Source organism: Photobacterium sp. Ph5 (assembly GCF_022129445.1).
Classification (GTDB): Bacteria; Pseudomonadota; Gammaproteobacteria; order Enterobacterales; family Vibrionaceae; genus Photobacterium.
Map to the genome: position 1 here is coordinate 1 of NZ_JADQAQ010000020.1, position 16036 is coordinate 16036.

Genomic DNA, 16036 nt, shown 5'->3' on the forward strand with positions numbered 1-16036 from the left:
GTGCTGTTTTGCCAATATCACCTTTATAAGAGCGGTATCTTTTGGGTCTCACTGTTGATTTTAGATTGAGTTGACCCATAAGACGTTGCACCGTCTTATGATTTATCATTATGCCTTGATTTCGCAACTCTAAATGGATGCGGCGATAGCCATATCGTCCTTTATGTTGATGAAAAATAGACGTTATCAGCGCTCGTTCATCGGCATAACTCTCAGGATGTTTACTCGCCTTAGCTTGGTAATAAAACACACTTCTTGGTAGCTTTAGCACCTGCAGCAAATATTTTAAAGCGTGGGTATTTCTTAGAGTTAGCGCTATTGCCGCTTTTTCTTTACTTGGCGATGTTTCTTTTCCTGCGCTAACTCTTCCAACTTTTTTAAGACGGCATTCTCAGCTCTTAAGTAAGCTAATGCTTCTTTCAGCTCCTCACGTGTCATATCGTCATCGGATTTTTGAGTACGTTGAGGTTGCTGCTTCATAGATGGTCTGCCTAATCGTTGAGGTTCGAGCCCTTGGATACCGTGGTCTCTATATCTTTTGAGCCAGGTGGAAAGTATTCCAGGGGAGGAAAGGTTTAATACAGCACTAGTGTGCGTTAAAGACCAGCTGTTCGTCCACATTAAATGAAGCGCTTTTATCTTATCTTTTACAGTACTGTATTGCGCAGTAAAAGCAAAGGAGCGGTTGCCATGAATGGCAAACACTTGAGTCCAATAACGTATTTGACGCGATGAAATGGAATGTTGTTTAGCGAGTGAAATAGATGAGGCTCCCGCTAAGCATTGCTTAGCTAAGATGCATTTTAACTCTCGACTGTATTTGGACATAAAAGACCCCCAATAATTGGTGTCCAACTATTGGGGGTCAGTTCAAAAGTGGAGGCTTTTTTTGGTTTCGTATTAGTCAGCGTTTTTAATTAGTACTGCGGTCATTACGCATACAATTACTGAAACTACGATACCAGAAACAATTAACCAAGGAAGCATATCCATAGCTTAGTTATCCAAATGTTAAGGAAATGGAAAGGCTATTGAAGCGTGTTTATGCGACGGGAGCAATGGTCTTGATATACCTTGAAATGGCTGTTTACAACTAGAAACATGTTTTTGTTAAAAATGTTAATTAACTTTGATTTGGCAAAAAAAAAGCGTCCACAAAGGGACGCTTTTTTATGTTATTTAGCCCGTTAAGCTTGTTTGCTCGGTTGTGCTAATTCCAGAGCTTGACGAGAAGCTGCAGCAGCACCTTGCTTGTCATCTAACTGCTCTAGCGTTGCGACTAAGTGAGCGTAGTCTGTCATATCAGGACGAACCGCAACGGCTTTTTCAAAATGATCTTTTGCTTCTAGCCAGTTACCTTCAGCCATTAACATCTGACCCAATGCACTGTGAGTGACTGCATTATTACCATCTTGGCGTAATAGTTCCTGTAGCTTCACAATCGCAGGGTGACGATCGGGTAGGTTTAGCTGAGGAACAAGACTGATCAAACGCTCATCTTGGCTCTTCTTAAGCGCATCACGTAAAATTGGGTAAGCATCGTTATCTGCATGACGTGCCATCATTTGTTTGATGAAGCATGCCACAAGCGCTGGATTCTGCTTATCTTTACGTCCCATGTTATTCCAGTAACCCACTAAGCCATCAGTACCATTTTGCTGACCAAGGTGCTGCATTTGACCACATTGCGCTTGTTCATCAAGGATTACCGCTTCTTCTGGAGTGATCACGCCTGCTTTAGTTAGCTGTGGCAGTAAAGTCAGTAGTGATTTCCAATCTTCTAGCTTTAAGTAGCACTCTTGAAGTAGACCTAATACGATAGGATTGCGAGCATGATCTTGTTGTACTTCTTGTAATGTTGCTAATGCTTGCTCAAATTGCTGTTGGCGGATTTGAAGCTTAGCACGGGTTAGCGCAACGGCAAGATTTTGGCTATCAAGTTCAGCGGCTTGCTTTAAGTACTCATCACGCTGCTCAGTTTTACCTAATCCTTGCGCCGCTTCTGCTGCTGCAAGGTAGTTAAGGAGTGGCGCATCGCTGAACTTAGCTGATTTGGTCAGTAGTTTTTCAGCAGGTTTCCAATCACCTTCAGTGACTTTTAATAAGCCTTCTGAAGTTTGGATACGTGCTTTACGAACTTTACGCCCACTAAACCAACCACGAGTTGAACTACTGATTGAAAAGACGCGTTTTAGAATAAATTCTAGTAATAAGAATACGGCAAACAATGCGACGATTAATACAACGAGTGTGGTTAAACTCATCTCGATGGTTTGATTTGCCGTAGAGATCAGCACATATCCTTGGTTGCCTGCGAGTTCTGGGCCGACAACAATACCGGCGATAAGCGCAAGTACCAATAATAATAATTTAATCATTATTTGGCCTCCACAGTGGTTACCGTGTTGTAAGTAACGGTTGCCTTATTCTCGCCTTTATTTTTAGTTTCAGCTGGTTGCGTCACTGTTGTTTCAAGCTTCGCTTGGATTGGTTTTTTTTCTACTGCTGGCACTTCTGTTTTCGGTGTAGGTTTTACTGCTGGCTTAGTCTGCTTTACAGGTTGTGCCTGCGTATCACCTAATGTCGCCATTTTATTACGTAGCACTTGATTGACGAGCTTAGTAATTAACGCCTGAGATTGCAGCTTATCTGGGTAGTTAACTGTGATTTGCTGTTGGGCTAATTGATCAAGGCTTTTAATAAAGCTTTGTGTTAGCGGTGAAGACATATCGTAATACTGTTCAGCCCACTTTTTCGCTGTATCAAGAGAGATCTTATAAACATCACCTTGTTCACGGTAAACCGCATCAATGGCCGTTTCTAACTTATTTTTGATATTTTGCTGTAAGTAGAAATCTTGCTGTGGTGAAAGCAGTGGAACAACATTGCCATCGCGCTTACGGTAAGTAATGAAGTGTTCACCAAAATTTTTCAGCGACGTCATTAAATTATCTTTCCAATCATTCACCGATTGACTCACGGTTTGTGATTGTGGTTCATCTTCTGCTTTTGGCAAAATAGCATTAGCTAATGGTAAGCCATCAACACTGTTTTCAAGGCTGGTTAAGCGTAGTACTAAGCCATCACGATCAACATTAGTCAGTGATTTTAATGTTGTGATGTCGTTACTCATTGCTTGGCGTAGGTTTTTCAAGCTTGGATCATTCAGCTCTGCGATACGATGATCGGCAGACTCAAGTAATAACGTTGCACTGGTAACATCATGTTCTAACCAGAGTTTACGTCCAGCCATTTTGACAAGATAATCTGCTTCAGCGAGTAGCCAATCATTTGGATTATTGCCTTTAAGCTCTGTCACTGTAGTTTGCAGTGCTGCAATGGATTTTTGCTGTTGGCTTAGGCTGACTTCAGTACTGCGTAATCCACCATTAATAATGCTAATCGTTTCTTTTTGATCGTTCTGCATTGCTGCTTTCATACTAGCAATTTGCTGTTGAAGTGCATCAATATGTTGTTGCTGCTGCAACCCTTGCTGATGACCGTGATAGTACAGCCCACCACCGAGTGCAATAACTAATGCAATCGCCACCCAACCTGTTTTGCTACCCGATTTTTTTTCAGATTTCTCTGTTTTTGCTGGAGCTTTAGGTTGTTCTTTGGTCGCTTTTTTGGGCGCTTCTTTAGCCGGAGTAGACGTTGCTGCCGTGGTTGGCTTGTCCTGCTTTGGCTGTTCTGCTGCGGTATTGTTGTTAGATTTGTCTGTCATCCTAATTATTCCGTTTAGCTAAAGTTGCTTAGGAACGTGAAGAGTGCATGATTAGAGGCACTGCCCACGGTGGAAATATTCACAAAGCCAAGCGCTGTTGCTTGCTCGGCTACTCGTTGACTTGGGACGAGAAGGTGGCAATTGAGAAACCAAGTCAAATGCTGAGTTGGGATCCTTGTTGTTAAAAATACTAGCTGTTCAGCACTGGTAATAACAAGGGTATCCAGTTGTTGATGTTGCCATTGTGCCACTAATTTCTCGCCATCGAGATCAAGCCAACATCGCTGATACGTTTCGCAATAGTTGACTACTGCATGGCGTGCCGTTAATGCTTGGTGGATCAGTTCTCTGCCACCATTCCCTCGCAATATAAGTATGTTACGATCCGTAACCTGTGCGAGTTCGGGTAAGGCTAATAATCCTTCGCTATCACAGCGGTGTTCAGGAGATAATACTCGCTGTCCGCTCAATTTTGTCAATGTTGCGGCAGTTTTATGGCCAACAGCTATATAATGCACGTTTTTTGGCCATGCTGCACCTTGTGATACTAAGTAATCGTGCGCAAATGTTACTGCATGATGACTTACGGCAATAATATAATCACCGGCTTTTAATGCATTGATTTGTAGCAATAACGAAGAAAGTCCATCACCCGCTTTTAAGGTTAATAGCGGTTGAGCTATTGCGCTGATCGCCGCAGCATTAAGTTGCGCTGCCAATTGATAACAATCGGGGGCAGGGCGGGTGATCAGCACTGTCATTATGCGTTACCGTATAAACGTTCTAAAATATCACGGGCACCATCGTTAAGTAGTTGCTCCGCAAGGGTTTCTCCTAACTGTTCTGCTTGCTCGATTGGTCCACGAATTTCAGCACTCACAATCTTACTTCCATCGGGCTCACCGACTAATGCACGTAGCCAAATTTGGTCGCCTTCAAGTTCTGCGTAACTACCAATTGGCACCTGACAACCACCTTGTAAGTAGTTATTCATTGCGCGCTCACACAATACACGTGTAGTTGTCGCTTGATCGCTTAATGCTTCTAATAACTGACGAACACGTGAGTCATCGAGGCGGCACTCAATACCTACCGCACCTTGACCTACAGCCGGTAAACTGACTTCAGGTGGGATCTCGCTACGAATACGCTCTTCCATTTTTAGACGTTTAAGACCAGCACAAGCAAGAATAATGGCATCGTATTGGCCTTCATCCATCTTACGTAGGCGTGTATTTACGTTGCCACGCAGATCGTTGACGATAAGATCAGGGCGCTGAGCACGTAGCTGACATTGACGGCGCAGGCTAGAAGTACCGACAATAGCCCCTTGCGGTAGCTCATCAATATTATTGTATTTATTTGAGACAAACGCATCGCGAGGATCTTCACGCTCACAGATGGTCACAAGACCTAAGCCTTCTGGAAACTCAACAGGTACATCTTTCATTGAATGAACTGCGATATCGGCACGGCCTTCAAGCATTGCAACTTCAAGTTCTTTTACGAAAAGCCCTTTACCACCGACTTTAGCTAATGGTGTATCAAGAATGATATCGCCTTTAGTTATCATAGGAACAAGCTCGACAATAATGCCTGGATGCGCTTGTTCTAGTTCTGCTTTAACGAATTCAGCTTGCCACATAGCCAATGGGCTTTTGCGTGTTGCAATACGGATTGGTTGATTACTCATAAGTCTTGGGGATCCATAATGAAGGTTCTATTTTTTATTAAGCACATCGTACCATTAGCATCGTCTGGATGATAATTTGCTTGCTCATTTGAGTATATGCATACTATTGTGTTGCTAATAGTTTAAAAAAATGTGATATTAATCACATCTACTTTAAATGATAATAATGATGATTCGCTAACAACTGGCACTCATTCATCATTGTACTAATTTGAGGTAATAGTTTAAGGATGAATCACACAGAATTGTCGCATTACCTGACTTGGCATTATCTTTACCAAGGGTATTAAAAGTGTTACATTGATCACGTTTTTGCTCATATTTAACACAGCTCAAATGATCCTAATAGTGATATTTGAGGTGCTTCAACGCTGGTAGCTCTTGGAAGAGTAATTTGCAAAATTATATTAAGACGCTGAAAGGCAGGCTAGACTCATTAACTGAGCTTCGTATCGAACGAGCACGGTTGGCGATGAATGCTCAATCAGTACAAGTGTTCGACTTGTTGCCTGTCTTACTTCATTACAATCACCCTGCTTTACCGGGTTATCTTGACCAGCCGGTATCTCAAGGGATCGCGAAATTTGTTGTTACTGATGTCCAACAACAATTCGTTGACGATTGCGCCCACTCTGCCGAACTCTCGGTCGATCCCTTATTGCTTGAGATAAATGACTGCCCGATCACTGGCTTATATGCCATGGGAAGCACTTCATCAATGGGGCAAAGCCTGACGAGTGATCTTGATATCTGGGTTTGTATCCGAACTTCATTAACACCAGAAGAACGCAGCGCACTTGATAGCAAGTGTAGCCTAGTGTCGCAATGGGCAATGGAGCAAGGGGTTGAAGCGAATTTCTTTCTTATTGATGAGAATCGATTCCGTCATAACTTCTCTGAAGCGATGACGGGTGAAAACTGTGGTTCTAGTCAGCATTTATTATTATTAGATGAATTTTATCGCTCTGCCGTTTGTTTGGCAGGGTTACCATTATTGTGGTTTATGGTGCCGCCAGAAATGGAAGAGTGCTATGACCAATATATGGCGTACTTAATTGATCAAGATTACATTAATCTTGATGAGTGGATTGATTTTGGTGGTCTAACGCGTATTCCAGCCGAAGAGTATTTCGGTTCAAGTTTATGGCAGTTATATAAAAGTATCGATTCACCGTATAAATCAGTGCTCAAAGCCATTTTGCTTGAAGCCTACTCATGGGAATACCCGCATACCCAACTTTTAAGCCTTGATGGTAAGCGTCGCTTCTTTGCTGAAGATCGCAGTGAATACTGTATGGATGCGTACTATTTAATGTTGGAAAAGGTCACGCGTTATCTTGAACGTATTGATGATCATCGTCGTCTTGATTTAGTGCGTCGTTGCTTCTATTTAAAAACCCATGAAAAGTTATCGCGTGAACCAAGTGCAGGCTCTGTGCCTTGGCGTCGTCGTGTACTCAAACACTTAACTGAGCAGTGGCAATGGACAGATACGGTGATTAATGAGCTTGATCATCGTCGTGATTGGAAAGTAGCACAAGTTAAAGAGGCACATAACGAATTATTAGATGCGTTAATGCTAAGTTATCGTAACTTAATCCGTTTTGCGCGTCGTAATAACATTACCTCTGCGATCAGTCCTGAAGATATCAGTATCTTAGCGCGTAAATTATATGCGGCATTTGAGGTGCTACCAGGTAAAGTCACGTTACTTAATCCGCAGATCTCACCGGATTTGCATGAAGAAGATATCACCTTTATTCAGGTGCCCGAAGGGCGTAGCAATGCTGCTGGGTGGTATTTATATAAACAGCCAATTGATCCATTATTAATTATGGGGCAACCCTCGTTAGAGCATAACCGTTATTTGTCGAAGCTAGTGGCTTGGAGCTATTTTAATGGTTTATTAACGGAATCAACGCACCTACATACCGTGGTACGTGATGCTGATTTTGATTTAGATAAGCTCTATCAGTTGGTGAGTGATATTCGAAATACCTTCCCAATTCGCCGTCCGAATCCAAGTTTACAAGCGCTATCGAGTCCATGTGAAATTCGTCAGTTAGGTTTATTTATTAACTTAGAAAATGACCCAACCAATGAATTGAAAAATCGCTCGGTACGGTTTGATTTTAAGACCACGGATATTTTTAGTTATGGTCCTGAGCACAAATGTTTAGTGGGTAGTGTCGATCTGATCTATCGCAATTCGTGGAATGAAGTACGTACGCTTAACTTTAGTGGCGATAACGCCATGTTAGATGCACTGAAAACCATGCTTGGTAAAATGCACCATGATGCAATTCCACCTGAAGCGGTTGATGTGTTCTGTTATAGCAAGCACATGCGTGGTTTGATCCGTAATTTGGTGTACCAGTTGGTTGCCGAATGTATTGAAATGCGTTTAAAGCCGGTTGAAGAAGAAAAACGTCGTCGATTTAAAGCCATCCGTATTGCAGAAGAAACCTTTGGCTTGTTCTTTGAGCGTCGTGGTGTTTCTGTTCAACGGTTAGAAAACCCCGTTGATTTCTACAGTTGTATTTCATCGAATAAAGTCAGCGAAGTGCCTCATGTTGTTATGGGTAAAATGGATGAACCTCATCCGCCACAAATTGTTGATGCTTATGCGAGTGAAGGTCTGATCCAGTTCTTCTTTGAAGATTGCGAGCAGGGCTACAACATCTATATCTTAGATGAAACCAACCAGATGGAAGTGTACCGTCAATGTAGTGGTAATAAAGATGAGATGGTACATGGGGTTAATCGTTTTTATACTTCGGCTCAAGACCGTTTTAGTGCGACTAACTTCATCAACTTTAATTTACCTCAGTTTTACGACATCGTGCATTGCGACAATGGTAAATTACAAGTGCTGCCATTTAAGAGTGGTCAAATGCCGCGTCAAAAGCCGGATTTAGATCCCAATTCAACTGGGATGCTCAACAGTTAATACCGTGTTTTGACATGACAATAAAAAGCCTTCAGAAAATGAAGGCTTTTTTTATCGGTACTTCATGACAATAAATATTAATTACCATTCAACCGCTTCACCAGCATGAAGGCTGCATTCTTTTTTAAGTAGTGAAAATAGCTCTTCATCACTGCGGGTACAGCGCCATTCCGCGCCATTATATTTGAAATGATAGCCGCCCGATTTTGAGGCTAACCAGAGTTCATGTAATGGCTCTTGGCGGTTAATTACGATCTGGCTGCGGTTAGCAAACTCGAGTGTTAATACATTACCCGTTGTCTCTGGTTCAATGTCGGCACCGGATTCATCGATACCTTCTTCAATTTGCATTAGTGCTAAATCAGCTAATTGGTGAAATTCAGTGTCATTCATCTTATTGTGTCCTATTGCTTTTCCTGTTCTTGGTGCGATTATAGAGGGCATTGGTTTGATAATCACTGGCTTTGAATTATGCGTAAAGGTTTATTAGCAATTTTTGTGTTAGGTACCCTAACATTAGCGGGATGTGGACAGAGTGGTGCCCTCTACATGCCAAAAGATGCACCACAGCAAGAGCAAGCAAAGTAAAAAATAAATAAACACTGAGTTAAACAGTGTCGCCATTGAAAGCAGCTACTTAACAGGGAAGAAAAACATTGGATTACTTTAACTACCAGCAAAATAATCAATTATGGGCTGAAAATGTGCCATTAGCACAATTGGCTGAGCAATACGGTACGCCTTTGTATGTGTATTCACGTGCAACGTTAGAGCGTCACTGGAAAGCATTTGATGAGGCGGTTGCAACTCACCCTCATTTAATCTGTTATGCCGTGAAAGCTAATTCTAACCTTGGAGTATTAAATGTCCTTGCTCGTCTTGGTTCTGGCTTTGACATTGTGTCGCAAGGTGAATTAGAGCGTGTGATTGCTGCTGGTGGTGATCCGGCAAAAGTGGTGTTCTCAGGTGTCGGTAAAACGGCTGCTGAAATGAAGCGTGCACTAGAGCTTGGGATCAAATGCTTCAATGTTGAGTCTGAACCTGAATTAGAGCGTCTAAATAGCGTTGCTGAAGAGCTAGGTGTTACAGCGCCTATTTCATTGCGTATTAACCCTGATGTTGATGCGAAAACGCATCCTTATATATCAACAGGATTGCGTGATAATAAGTTCGGTATTGTGTTTGATCGCGCAGTGGAAGTGTATCGCCTAGCGCACAGTTTGCCACATTTACAGGTTGTTGGTATGGATTGTCATATCGGCTCTCAGCTAACTGACATTACTCCGTTTATTGATGCTACCGATCGTTTATTGGCGTTAGTTGATGAGTTAAAAGCTGAAGGTATTCATATTCAGCACCTTGATTTAGGCGGCGGTCTTGGGGTGACTTACAATGATGAGCAACCACCACAACCTGCAGACTATGCTTCGGCATTACTCGCGCGGTTAGAAAATTATCCTGATTTGGAGCTGATTTTTGAGCCAGGGCGCGCCATTGCTGCGAATGCGGGTGTGTTACTGACAAAAGTTGAGTTTCTAAAGCATACTGAACATAAAAACTTCGCCATTGTTGATGCGGCAATGAATGATTTAATTCGTCCGACGTTATATTCAGCGTGGCAAGACATTGTGCCAGTTAGCCCGCGTCAGGGTGAAGCACATGTCTACGATTTAGTTGGACCTATTTGTGAAACCGGTGACTTTATCGGTAAAGATCGCAGTTTATGTTTAGCGCAAGGTGATTTATTAGCAGTTCGTTCAGCAGGCGCTTATGGCTTTGTGATGGCATCGAACTACAATACCCGTGCTCGTGCGGCTGAAATTATGGTCGACGGTGAACAGGTTCATGTTGTTCGTGAGCGTGAAACGCTAGCGCAACTGTGGCAACTAGAACAGATTATTCAGTGATCATGGCTGCGATGAAATGAAAAAAATTAAGGAACATCATGCAGATTAACTTTTCCAAAATGCATGGGTTAGGCAATGACTTTGTTGTTGTTGACTGCGTGACACAAAATGTATTTTTTTCACCTGATGCGATCCGCCGTTTGGCGGATCGACATCGTGGTATCGGTTTTGACCAATTGTTAGTGGTTGAACCGCCTTATGATCCTGAAACGGATTTTCATTACCGCATATTTAATGCCGATGGTAGTGAAGTCGAACAATGTGGTAACGGCGCCCGTTGTTTTGCCCGTTTTGTTTCCATGAAAGGGTTAACCAATAAATACCATATTTCGGTGAGTACCAAAGCGGGAAAAATGTTGCTGAAACTTGAAAATGATAATCAGGTGACAGTGAATATGGGTGTGCCGATCTTTGAACCGAGCAAGATCCCGATGAAAGCAAAACAAGCTGAAAAAACCTATATTTTACGCGCAGGTGAGCAAACGCTTTTCTGTGGCGCGGCAAGTATGGGTAATCCGCACTGTGTTACTGTGGTTGATGATGTTGATACTGCTGATGTCGATACATTAGGCCCGTTATTAGAATCCCATGAACGTTTTCCTGAGCGTGTTAATGCTGGCTTTATGCAAGTACTCGATCGCAATAACGTGCGTTTGCGTGTGTATGAGCGTGGTGCGGGTGAGACTCAAGCTTGCGGTAGCGGTGCCTGTGCGGCGGTTGCGATTGGGCGAGTTCAAGGTTTGCTGGATGAAAATGTAAAAGTTTCTCTACCTGGTGGTGATTTATATATCCGTTGGGCGGGGGAAGGTAAGCCATTATTTATGACCGGCCCTGCCGCTCACGTTTTTGACGGGCAATTTATTCAATGACAACACATTCTCAGCAAACTTGTTCATCAGGGGATGACTTGAATGAGGTGCTGAATGAGCAAGCAGTTGTAACTTACTTGCGCAATAATCCCACTTTTTTTTCACGTCAATCGGAGTGGTTGAGTGACGTGCGGATCCCTCATAAAGAGCGTGGTACTGTCTCTTTGGTTGATATTCAATTAGAGAGACTACGACTACGGATCGCCGAGCTTGAGCAACAACATGCCACGTTACTCGCCAATGCAACTAAAAGTGGTGAGTTATCGGTCTTGTTCTCTAATGCTCAAGTACAATTATTACAATGCCATAATATTTATCAGGTACTGACGATTGTTGATACCTTAGCGGCGCAATTGGATCTTTCCGTTTGTCTTCGTTTGTTTGATAGCGAAGATAAGGTGTTATACCTCGAACGTCGTCAATTTAACGATTTTTATCGTTCACGTTTAACTCAAGATCGTCCATATTTAGGTCGTCTACGTCGTCCTGAAGCTGAATTGTTATATACCCATCCGCCACAGTTAGGATCATTTATTGTGTTGCCATTAGGTCGTTCGGCAGCCAATGGTGTATTGAGTTTTGCGAGCGCAGATGGTGGACACTTTCAACCCGAAATGGACACCTTGTTTGTTGAGCAGTTAGCGACAACCATTAGTTACTTGATAGAGCATTGGCAATATACCCGTGAGGTTATTGACTAATATGTTGCCCCGCAGTTTGGAACAACCACTTGAACGTTTCTATGAATATTTACGTAGTGAACGTGAGCTAAGCTTACATACTCAGCAAAATTATAAGCGCCAGTTAACGCGTATTGCAGAACAATTGGTCGAATTGAGCGTCGATAATTGGCAGCAAGTGGATGCCGGTTGGGTACGTCAAATCGCCAGTAAAGGGATGCGAGATGGCTTAAAGGCGAGTAGCCTTGCGATGCGATTATCTGCCTTGCGAAGTTTTTTTGATTTTTTAGTCCATCAAAATGTTTTAAAAGCCAACCCTGCAAAAGGCGTTGCGGCGCCACGAAAAGCACGTCCATTACCCAAGAATTTGGATGTGGATGAAATGAATCAATTATTGGATGTTAACGATGATGATCCATTAGCAATTCGTGATCGCGCAATGATGGAGTTGATGTACGGTGCAGGGTTACGTTTAGCCGAGCTGGTTGGTATTGATGTGCGTCATATCAGCTTAAGCAAAGGCGACTTACGGGTAATTGGTAAGGGCGATAAAGAAAGGGTGGTTCCTTTCTCTGGCCTTGCTCGTGAATGGGTAGCGAAATGGTTGAAGTTGCGTGACAACATTGCTCAAGCAGAAGAGCCTGCATTGTTTGTGTCTAAATTAGGGACGCGTATTTCGACTCGAAATGTGCAGAAAAGGATGGCGGAATGGGGACAAAAGCAGGCAGTATCGAGCCATATTAACCCCCATAAATTACGTCATAGTTTTGCGACACATATGTTGGAATCGAGCGGTGATTTACGTGCAGTACAAGAGCTTTTAGGTCACGCGAATTTATCGACAACCCAAATCTATACCCATTTGGATTTTCAGCATTTAGCGAAAGTGTATGATGAAGCACATCCTCGTGCTAAGCGTAATAAATAGCATTGACTGCTACGTATCAATACAGAGAGATTATGCATTTTTACCGTCAATTAACGCCAATTAGTGCCCTAACCTTTGATCTTGACGATACCTTATACGATAACCGTCCGGTGATTGTTCGTGCTGAACAAGCAATGTTTGACTGGTTAACGCAGATCTTACCGTCACGTATCATGATTGATAAAACCGTTTGGTCATCGCTTAAATCGCAATTAGCGATGCTAGATCCAATGCTCAAACATGATGTCAGTTTGTGGCGATATGAAACCATTAAAATAGGTTTAATGCAGCTAGGGTTTCGTCTATCAGAGGCAGAAGTTTTAGCGCAGCAGGGGTTAGATACTGTACTGGCAGTTCGCAACCAAGTCGATGTTCCTGCAGAAACGCACCGAGTATTAAAACAATTAAGTGACCATTTTCCGCTAGTCGGGTTAACCAATGGTAATGTTGATGCAGAAAAAATTGGCTTAGCGCCATATTTTGTCGAGGTGTTTCAAGCGGGCAAAGATGGTTTAGCAAAACCTGAGGCAGATTTATTTAACCTTGCGGTTAATACCTTAAATTTACCGGCAGCGGCAATTTTACATGTTGGTGATCATCTTATTACTGATGTAAAAGGCGCGAAACAGCATGGCTTTCAAGCGTGTTGGTTTAACGATCAGCAAAAATTGATTCAGCAGCAATCGAAAGCGTTGATCCTACCCGATGTAGAAATTACGCAATTGGCGCAGCTGCTTGAGATTGTCGGATTAGAGAATTAAAAAAAGCGACCCTAGGTCGCTTGTTTGTTAGGTATAGCATATTAAAACTTGATCAATATTCAGTAAGAATGGTGAAGGTTGCCACGATTAAAGAAGTGATCAAAAGAGAGACTTCCCGCCCCCCACATCACATTGGTGAGTAGCATCATTCCCCACAGTTGGTGATCATAAAATCCTTTTTCCCAAAGTGCTGGATAGGAAATGACTGCCATGACGTTAAATCCAAAAAGTACGAATGCCATCGGACGAGTAAATAGACCCAGCGTGAGAAAAATAGGGATAAAAACTTCAACCGCAGTACCAAGATATGCCGCCCATTGCCATGGTAATAAGGGCACATGATACTCGTATTCAAAAAGATATAAGGTGCTATCCCAGCTTGAGTATTTGATCATGCCAGATTGAAAAAATACCCATGCAACCCAAAGACGAGTAAAAAGCAGTACAAGTGGGATAAAAGGGGTGGTTAACCGTGAGAAAAAAGGGTCGATACTGCGAATAAAACTATCCATCGTTTGCCTCCACGATATCGTCGGTGAGTTGATATTCAAATAATAAAGGTAGTTGTTCAAGCATCTGTGGAGAGGCTTGTTGAAGTGATTTTTGTTGTTGGCAGTGAATGATTAACGCCTTGAGATCTGAAGAGATGACCTGCGTTAATATTTCGTTTCCACGCAATTGAATAACCACGGTTTGTGGCTGTTCGATATCAAGTGCTGCCAATGGGTCATCAGCGCTAGAAAACTCTGATGCGTGATGGTTGAGCCTTTCACCATCTACAATATGCCACAAATCCCCGACACTATACTGGCTGGTCAAAACATAGGTTGCCGCAGGAATATGAAAATAGCTTTGTCCAAAGGCATCGGTATTTTCTGCATTTTGAAGGTGTTGTAATTTTTCCAATGGAAAACCGTGTTGTTGTGACGGCATGCGGCTGACAATATCTCGGTACCATTCGAGTTGAGCGAGATCTGACAAATACGGCAAGGCTTTGTTGATGGTTTCATTATTTGCAATGGTGCGATGAAACCCTTCACCGTAATGGCTCACATCGCCTTGCGTTAAGGGAGAGTGCAGTATGTGTAATCGCGCCAGTTGAACAAAACAGTCATGGCCGATCATTGCAAGGACTGCGGGATACGTAGCCGAAAGAATATCGGTTAAACTCAAAATAAAATTATTTCGATAAATTTGTAGATGTTGCTCAGCACTAAAGGTGGTGGATTTTATCGTCGTAGACGCATAGCTGTGTTTATATTGCAGTGCATCGGAAAAGGCGCTTTGGAGCTGATGCAGTTCATTGTTGACAGCATATTTCATAGTGATGTTCTCGTTGAAGGAACGCGTTCGCTTTAGCCGCTTCAGCAAGGAGTATTTCTAATGATGGTAACTCTGCATCCCACTCTATTAAGGTTGGAGTATGCTTACCATTTTGCTGTATCCATTGACGATAAAGTTGCCATACAGGCTCACTTACCGGCTTGCTGTGAGTATCAATCCATATTTCCCCTTCAGGGAATTGTTTCACCGTAAAGCCTGCAAGGTGGATCTCTTTTACCGTATCGGGATTGATGGCATCTAAATAAGTTTGACAATCAAACTGATGGTTAAAGCTATTGACGTAAAGATTGTTTAAATCTAATAACAAGCCACATCCTGTGCGTTGTTGAACGGCAGTTAGAAACTCCCATTCCGGTATAACTGAGTGCTTAAAACTGAGATAGCTCGATGGGTTTTCAATTAACAATTGTCTGTTGAGGTAATCTTGCACTTGTTCGACATGCGTACAGAAAACATCAAGCGCTTGTTCGGTATAAGGTAGAGGCAGTAAATCGTTAAAGTATTGACCGTTAACTGAACTCCAACTGAGGTGATCTGAAACCGCAAAAGGATTAACAACATCAATCAGTTGTTTCAGTTGCTTTAAATGCTCACGGTTAATTGGATCGGCTGAACCAAGGGATAGTCCAATACCATGACAACTTATCGGGTAATGCTCGATGATGGCTAACAGCTGTTGATATTGAGGCGCATGGCGGTTGAAATAGTTTTCACTGTGAATCTCAAGCCAGCCAATATCCGGACGTTGCTTGATAATCGGTTGGTGATGAGGTGAGCGTAAACCCACCCCAACCATATCCTTTAATAACGGAGAGCCCATTATGCCGACTCTGTTGAACCACCATGAAGGCGATCGCAAAGCCCTTTAGGTACGGCAATGAAAGCATCTTTTTGACCATCTTCTTTGGCTGAGCCTGCGCATGATGTGGTTTTGGTCGCGCAGTCATTTTTTCCTGCTTTCGCTACCCCATAACATTTTTCTTTTGCTTCGCCAGCAACGGCAGAAGTTGAGGCGACTGCGATAAGACCTGTCATTGCAGATGCAAGTGCAAGTTTGTTTACGTTGTTCATGGTGAAATCCTCTTGAGATATAACTTATTGGCTGATTTTTATGTGGCGTTAAAACGCTCTGTTTAATAGGAAAGGGAAAGGCTGGGATTTATTGCGAAAAAAAATG

The 16036-nt window shown here is 42.6% G+C and carries 17 protein-coding genes; 7 read left to right on the top strand and 10 right to left on the bottom strand.

The genetic code is table 11. From position 1 onward, the window contains the following. Positions 1-315: 315 nt before the first annotated feature. From I3259_RS09605 to hemC, 5 genes are all read right to left on the bottom strand, one after another. Positions 316-828, bottom strand: coding sequence for a helix-turn-helix domain-containing protein (locus I3259_RS09605; RefSeq protein WP_238029418.1), 513 nt, complete (start codon positions 826-828; stop codon positions 316-318). A 359-nt stretch (positions 829-1187) separates the two neighbouring features. Next, complete coding sequence (locus tag I3259_RS09610; RefSeq protein ID WP_238029419.1) at positions 1188-2378, bottom strand: heme biosynthesis HemY N-terminal domain-containing protein; 1191 nt, start codon at positions 2376-2378, stop codon at positions 1188-1190. Then, on the bottom strand, positions 2378-3727 hold the full coding sequence (gene hemX / locus I3259_RS09615; RefSeq protein WP_238029420.1) for a uroporphyrinogen-III C-methyltransferase: 1350 nt from the start codon (positions 3725-3727) through the stop codon (positions 2378-2380). The genes I3259_RS09610 and hemX overlap by 1 nt, the downstream gene beginning before the upstream one ends. Before the next feature lie 14 nt (positions 3728-3741). Next, positions 3742-4488 (bottom strand): uroporphyrinogen-III synthase, encoded by a 747-nt coding sequence (locus tag I3259_RS09620; RefSeq protein WP_238029421.1) that lies wholly within the window; start codon positions 4486-4488, stop codon positions 3742-3744. Then, positions 4488-5420 (bottom strand): hydroxymethylbilane synthase, encoded by a 933-nt coding sequence (hemC, locus tag I3259_RS09625; protein ID WP_238029422.1) that lies wholly within the window; start codon positions 5418-5420, stop codon positions 4488-4490. The genes I3259_RS09620 and hemC overlap by 1 nt, the downstream gene beginning before the upstream one ends. Positions 5421-5814: 394 nt before the next feature. Between hemC and I3259_RS09630 the strand changes: the two genes are divergently transcribed. Next, entirely contained in the window at positions 5815-8370 is a 2556-nt protein-coding gene (locus I3259_RS09630; protein ID WP_238029423.1) for a class I adenylate cyclase, read from the top strand. Between the two features lie 81 nt (positions 8371-8451). Here I3259_RS09630 and cyaY read toward each other — a convergent pair whose 3' ends face one another. Then, positions 8452-8763 (bottom strand): iron donor protein CyaY, encoded by a 312-nt coding sequence (cyaY, locus tag I3259_RS09635; RefSeq protein ID WP_238029424.1) that lies wholly within the window; start codon positions 8761-8763, stop codon positions 8452-8454. A gap of 78 nt (positions 8764-8841) precedes the next feature. Here cyaY and I3259_RS09640 point away from each other — a divergent pair, with 78 nt between their 5' ends. From I3259_RS09640 to yigB, 6 genes are all read left to right on the top strand, one after another. Then, complete coding sequence (locus tag I3259_RS09640; protein WP_005372467.1) at positions 8842-8958, top strand: lipoprotein; 117 nt, start codon at positions 8842-8844, stop codon at positions 8956-8958. Between the two features lie 68 nt (positions 8959-9026). Next, positions 9027-10277 carry a diaminopimelate decarboxylase gene (lysA, locus tag I3259_RS09645; protein WP_238029425.1) on the top strand — a complete coding sequence of 417 codons (1251 nt, stop codon included), beginning with the start codon at positions 9027-9029 and terminating at the stop codon, positions 10275-10277. Positions 10278-10315: 38 nt separating this feature from the next. Next, positions 10316-11146 carry a diaminopimelate epimerase gene (gene dapF, locus I3259_RS09650; protein WP_238029426.1) on the top strand — a complete coding sequence of 277 codons (831 nt, stop codon included), beginning with the start codon at positions 10316-10318 and terminating at the stop codon, positions 11144-11146. Beyond that, the gene (locus I3259_RS09655; RefSeq protein WP_238029427.1) at positions 11143-11847 is read left to right on the top strand and encodes a DUF484 family protein; all 705 of its coding nucleotides are present in this window, start codon (positions 11143-11145) and stop codon (positions 11845-11847) included. The genes dapF and I3259_RS09655 overlap by 4 nt, the downstream gene beginning before the upstream one ends. Before the next feature lies 1 nt (position 11848). Then, entirely contained in the window at positions 11849-12754 is a 906-nt protein-coding gene (xerC, locus tag I3259_RS09660; RefSeq protein ID WP_107294801.1) for a tyrosine recombinase XerC, read from the top strand. Between the two features lie 32 nt (positions 12755-12786). After that, complete coding sequence (gene yigB / locus I3259_RS09665) at positions 12787-13515, top strand: 5-amino-6-(5-phospho-D-ribitylamino)uracil phosphatase YigB (protein ID WP_238029428.1); 729 nt, start codon at positions 12787-12789, stop codon at positions 13513-13515. Between the two features lie 59 nt (positions 13516-13574). Here the strand turns inward: yigB and I3259_RS09670 are convergent, their stop codons facing one another. Genes I3259_RS09670 through I3259_RS09685 form a run of 4 tightly spaced genes read right to left on the bottom strand, consistent with a single transcriptional unit; the run spans position 13575 to position 15930 of the window. Continuing rightward, positions 13575-14027 (bottom strand): DoxX family protein, encoded by a 453-nt coding sequence (locus tag I3259_RS09670; protein WP_238029429.1) that lies wholly within the window; start codon positions 14025-14027, stop codon positions 13575-13577. Continuing rightward, positions 14020-14838 carry a DNA-binding domain-containing protein gene (locus I3259_RS09675; protein WP_238029430.1) on the bottom strand — a complete coding sequence of 273 codons (819 nt, stop codon included), beginning with the start codon at positions 14836-14838 and terminating at the stop codon, positions 14020-14022. Before I3259_RS09675 ends, I3259_RS09670 begins: the two co-directional genes overlap by 8 nt. Further along, positions 14816-15679 carry a DUF692 domain-containing protein gene (locus I3259_RS09680; RefSeq protein ID WP_238029431.1) on the bottom strand — a complete coding sequence of 288 codons (864 nt, stop codon included), beginning with the start codon at positions 15677-15679 and terminating at the stop codon, positions 14816-14818. The genes I3259_RS09675 and I3259_RS09680 overlap by 23 nt, the downstream gene beginning before the upstream one ends. Beyond that, a complete protein-coding gene (locus tag I3259_RS09685) occupies positions 15679-15930 on the bottom strand; it encodes a DUF2282 domain-containing protein (RefSeq protein WP_238029432.1) in 252 nt (83 codons plus the stop codon). Before I3259_RS09685 ends, I3259_RS09680 begins: the two co-directional genes overlap by 1 nt. Between the last annotated feature and the right edge of the window lie 106 nt (positions 15931-16036).

Coding starts and splice junctions, on each gene's coding strand:
- I3259_RS09605 (WP_238029418.1), bottom strand. CDS start 828: ATGTCCAAATACAGTCGAGAGTTAAAATGCATCTTAGCTAAGCAATGC.
- I3259_RS09610 (WP_238029419.1), bottom strand. CDS start 2,378: ATGATTAAATTATTATTATTGGTACTTGCGCTTATCGCCGGTATTGTT.
- hemX (WP_238029420.1), bottom strand. CDS start 3,727: ATGACAGACAAATCTAACAACAATACCGCAGCAGAACAGCCAAAGCAG.
- I3259_RS09620 (WP_238029421.1), bottom strand. CDS start 4,488: ATGACAGTGCTGATCACCCGCCCTGCCCCCGATTGTTATCAATTGGCA.
- hemC (WP_238029422.1), bottom strand. CDS start 5,420: ATGAGTAATCAACCAATCCGTATTGCAACACGCAAAAGCCCATTGGCT.
- cyaY (WP_238029424.1), bottom strand. CDS start 8,763: ATGAATGACACTGAATTTCACCAATTAGCTGATTTAGCACTAATGCAA.
- I3259_RS09640 (WP_005372467.1), top strand. CDS start 8,842: ATGCGTAAAGGTTTATTAGCAATTTTTGTGTTAGGTACCCTAACATTA.
- dapF (WP_238029426.1), top strand. CDS start 10,316: ATGCAGATTAACTTTTCCAAAATGCATGGGTTAGGCAATGACTTTGTT.
- I3259_RS09655 (WP_238029427.1), top strand. CDS start 11,143: ATGACAACACATTCTCAGCAAACTTGTTCATCAGGGGATGACTTGAAT.
- xerC (WP_107294801.1), top strand. CDS start 11,849: ATGTTGCCCCGCAGTTTGGAACAACCACTTGAACGTTTCTATGAATAT.
- yigB (WP_238029428.1), top strand. CDS start 12,787: ATGCATTTTTACCGTCAATTAACGCCAATTAGTGCCCTAACCTTTGAT.
- I3259_RS09670 (WP_238029429.1), bottom strand. CDS start 14,027: ATGGATAGTTTTATTCGCAGTATCGACCCTTTTTTCTCACGGTTAACC.
- I3259_RS09675 (WP_238029430.1), bottom strand. CDS start 14,838: ATGAAATATGCTGTCAACAATGAACTGCATCAGCTCCAAAGCGCCTTT.
- I3259_RS09680 (WP_238029431.1), bottom strand. CDS start 15,679: ATGGGCTCTCCGTTATTAAAGGATATGGTTGGGGTGGGTTTACGCTCA.
- I3259_RS09685 (WP_238029432.1), bottom strand. CDS start 15,930: ATGAACAACGTAAACAAACTTGCACTTGCATCTGCAATGACAGGTCTT.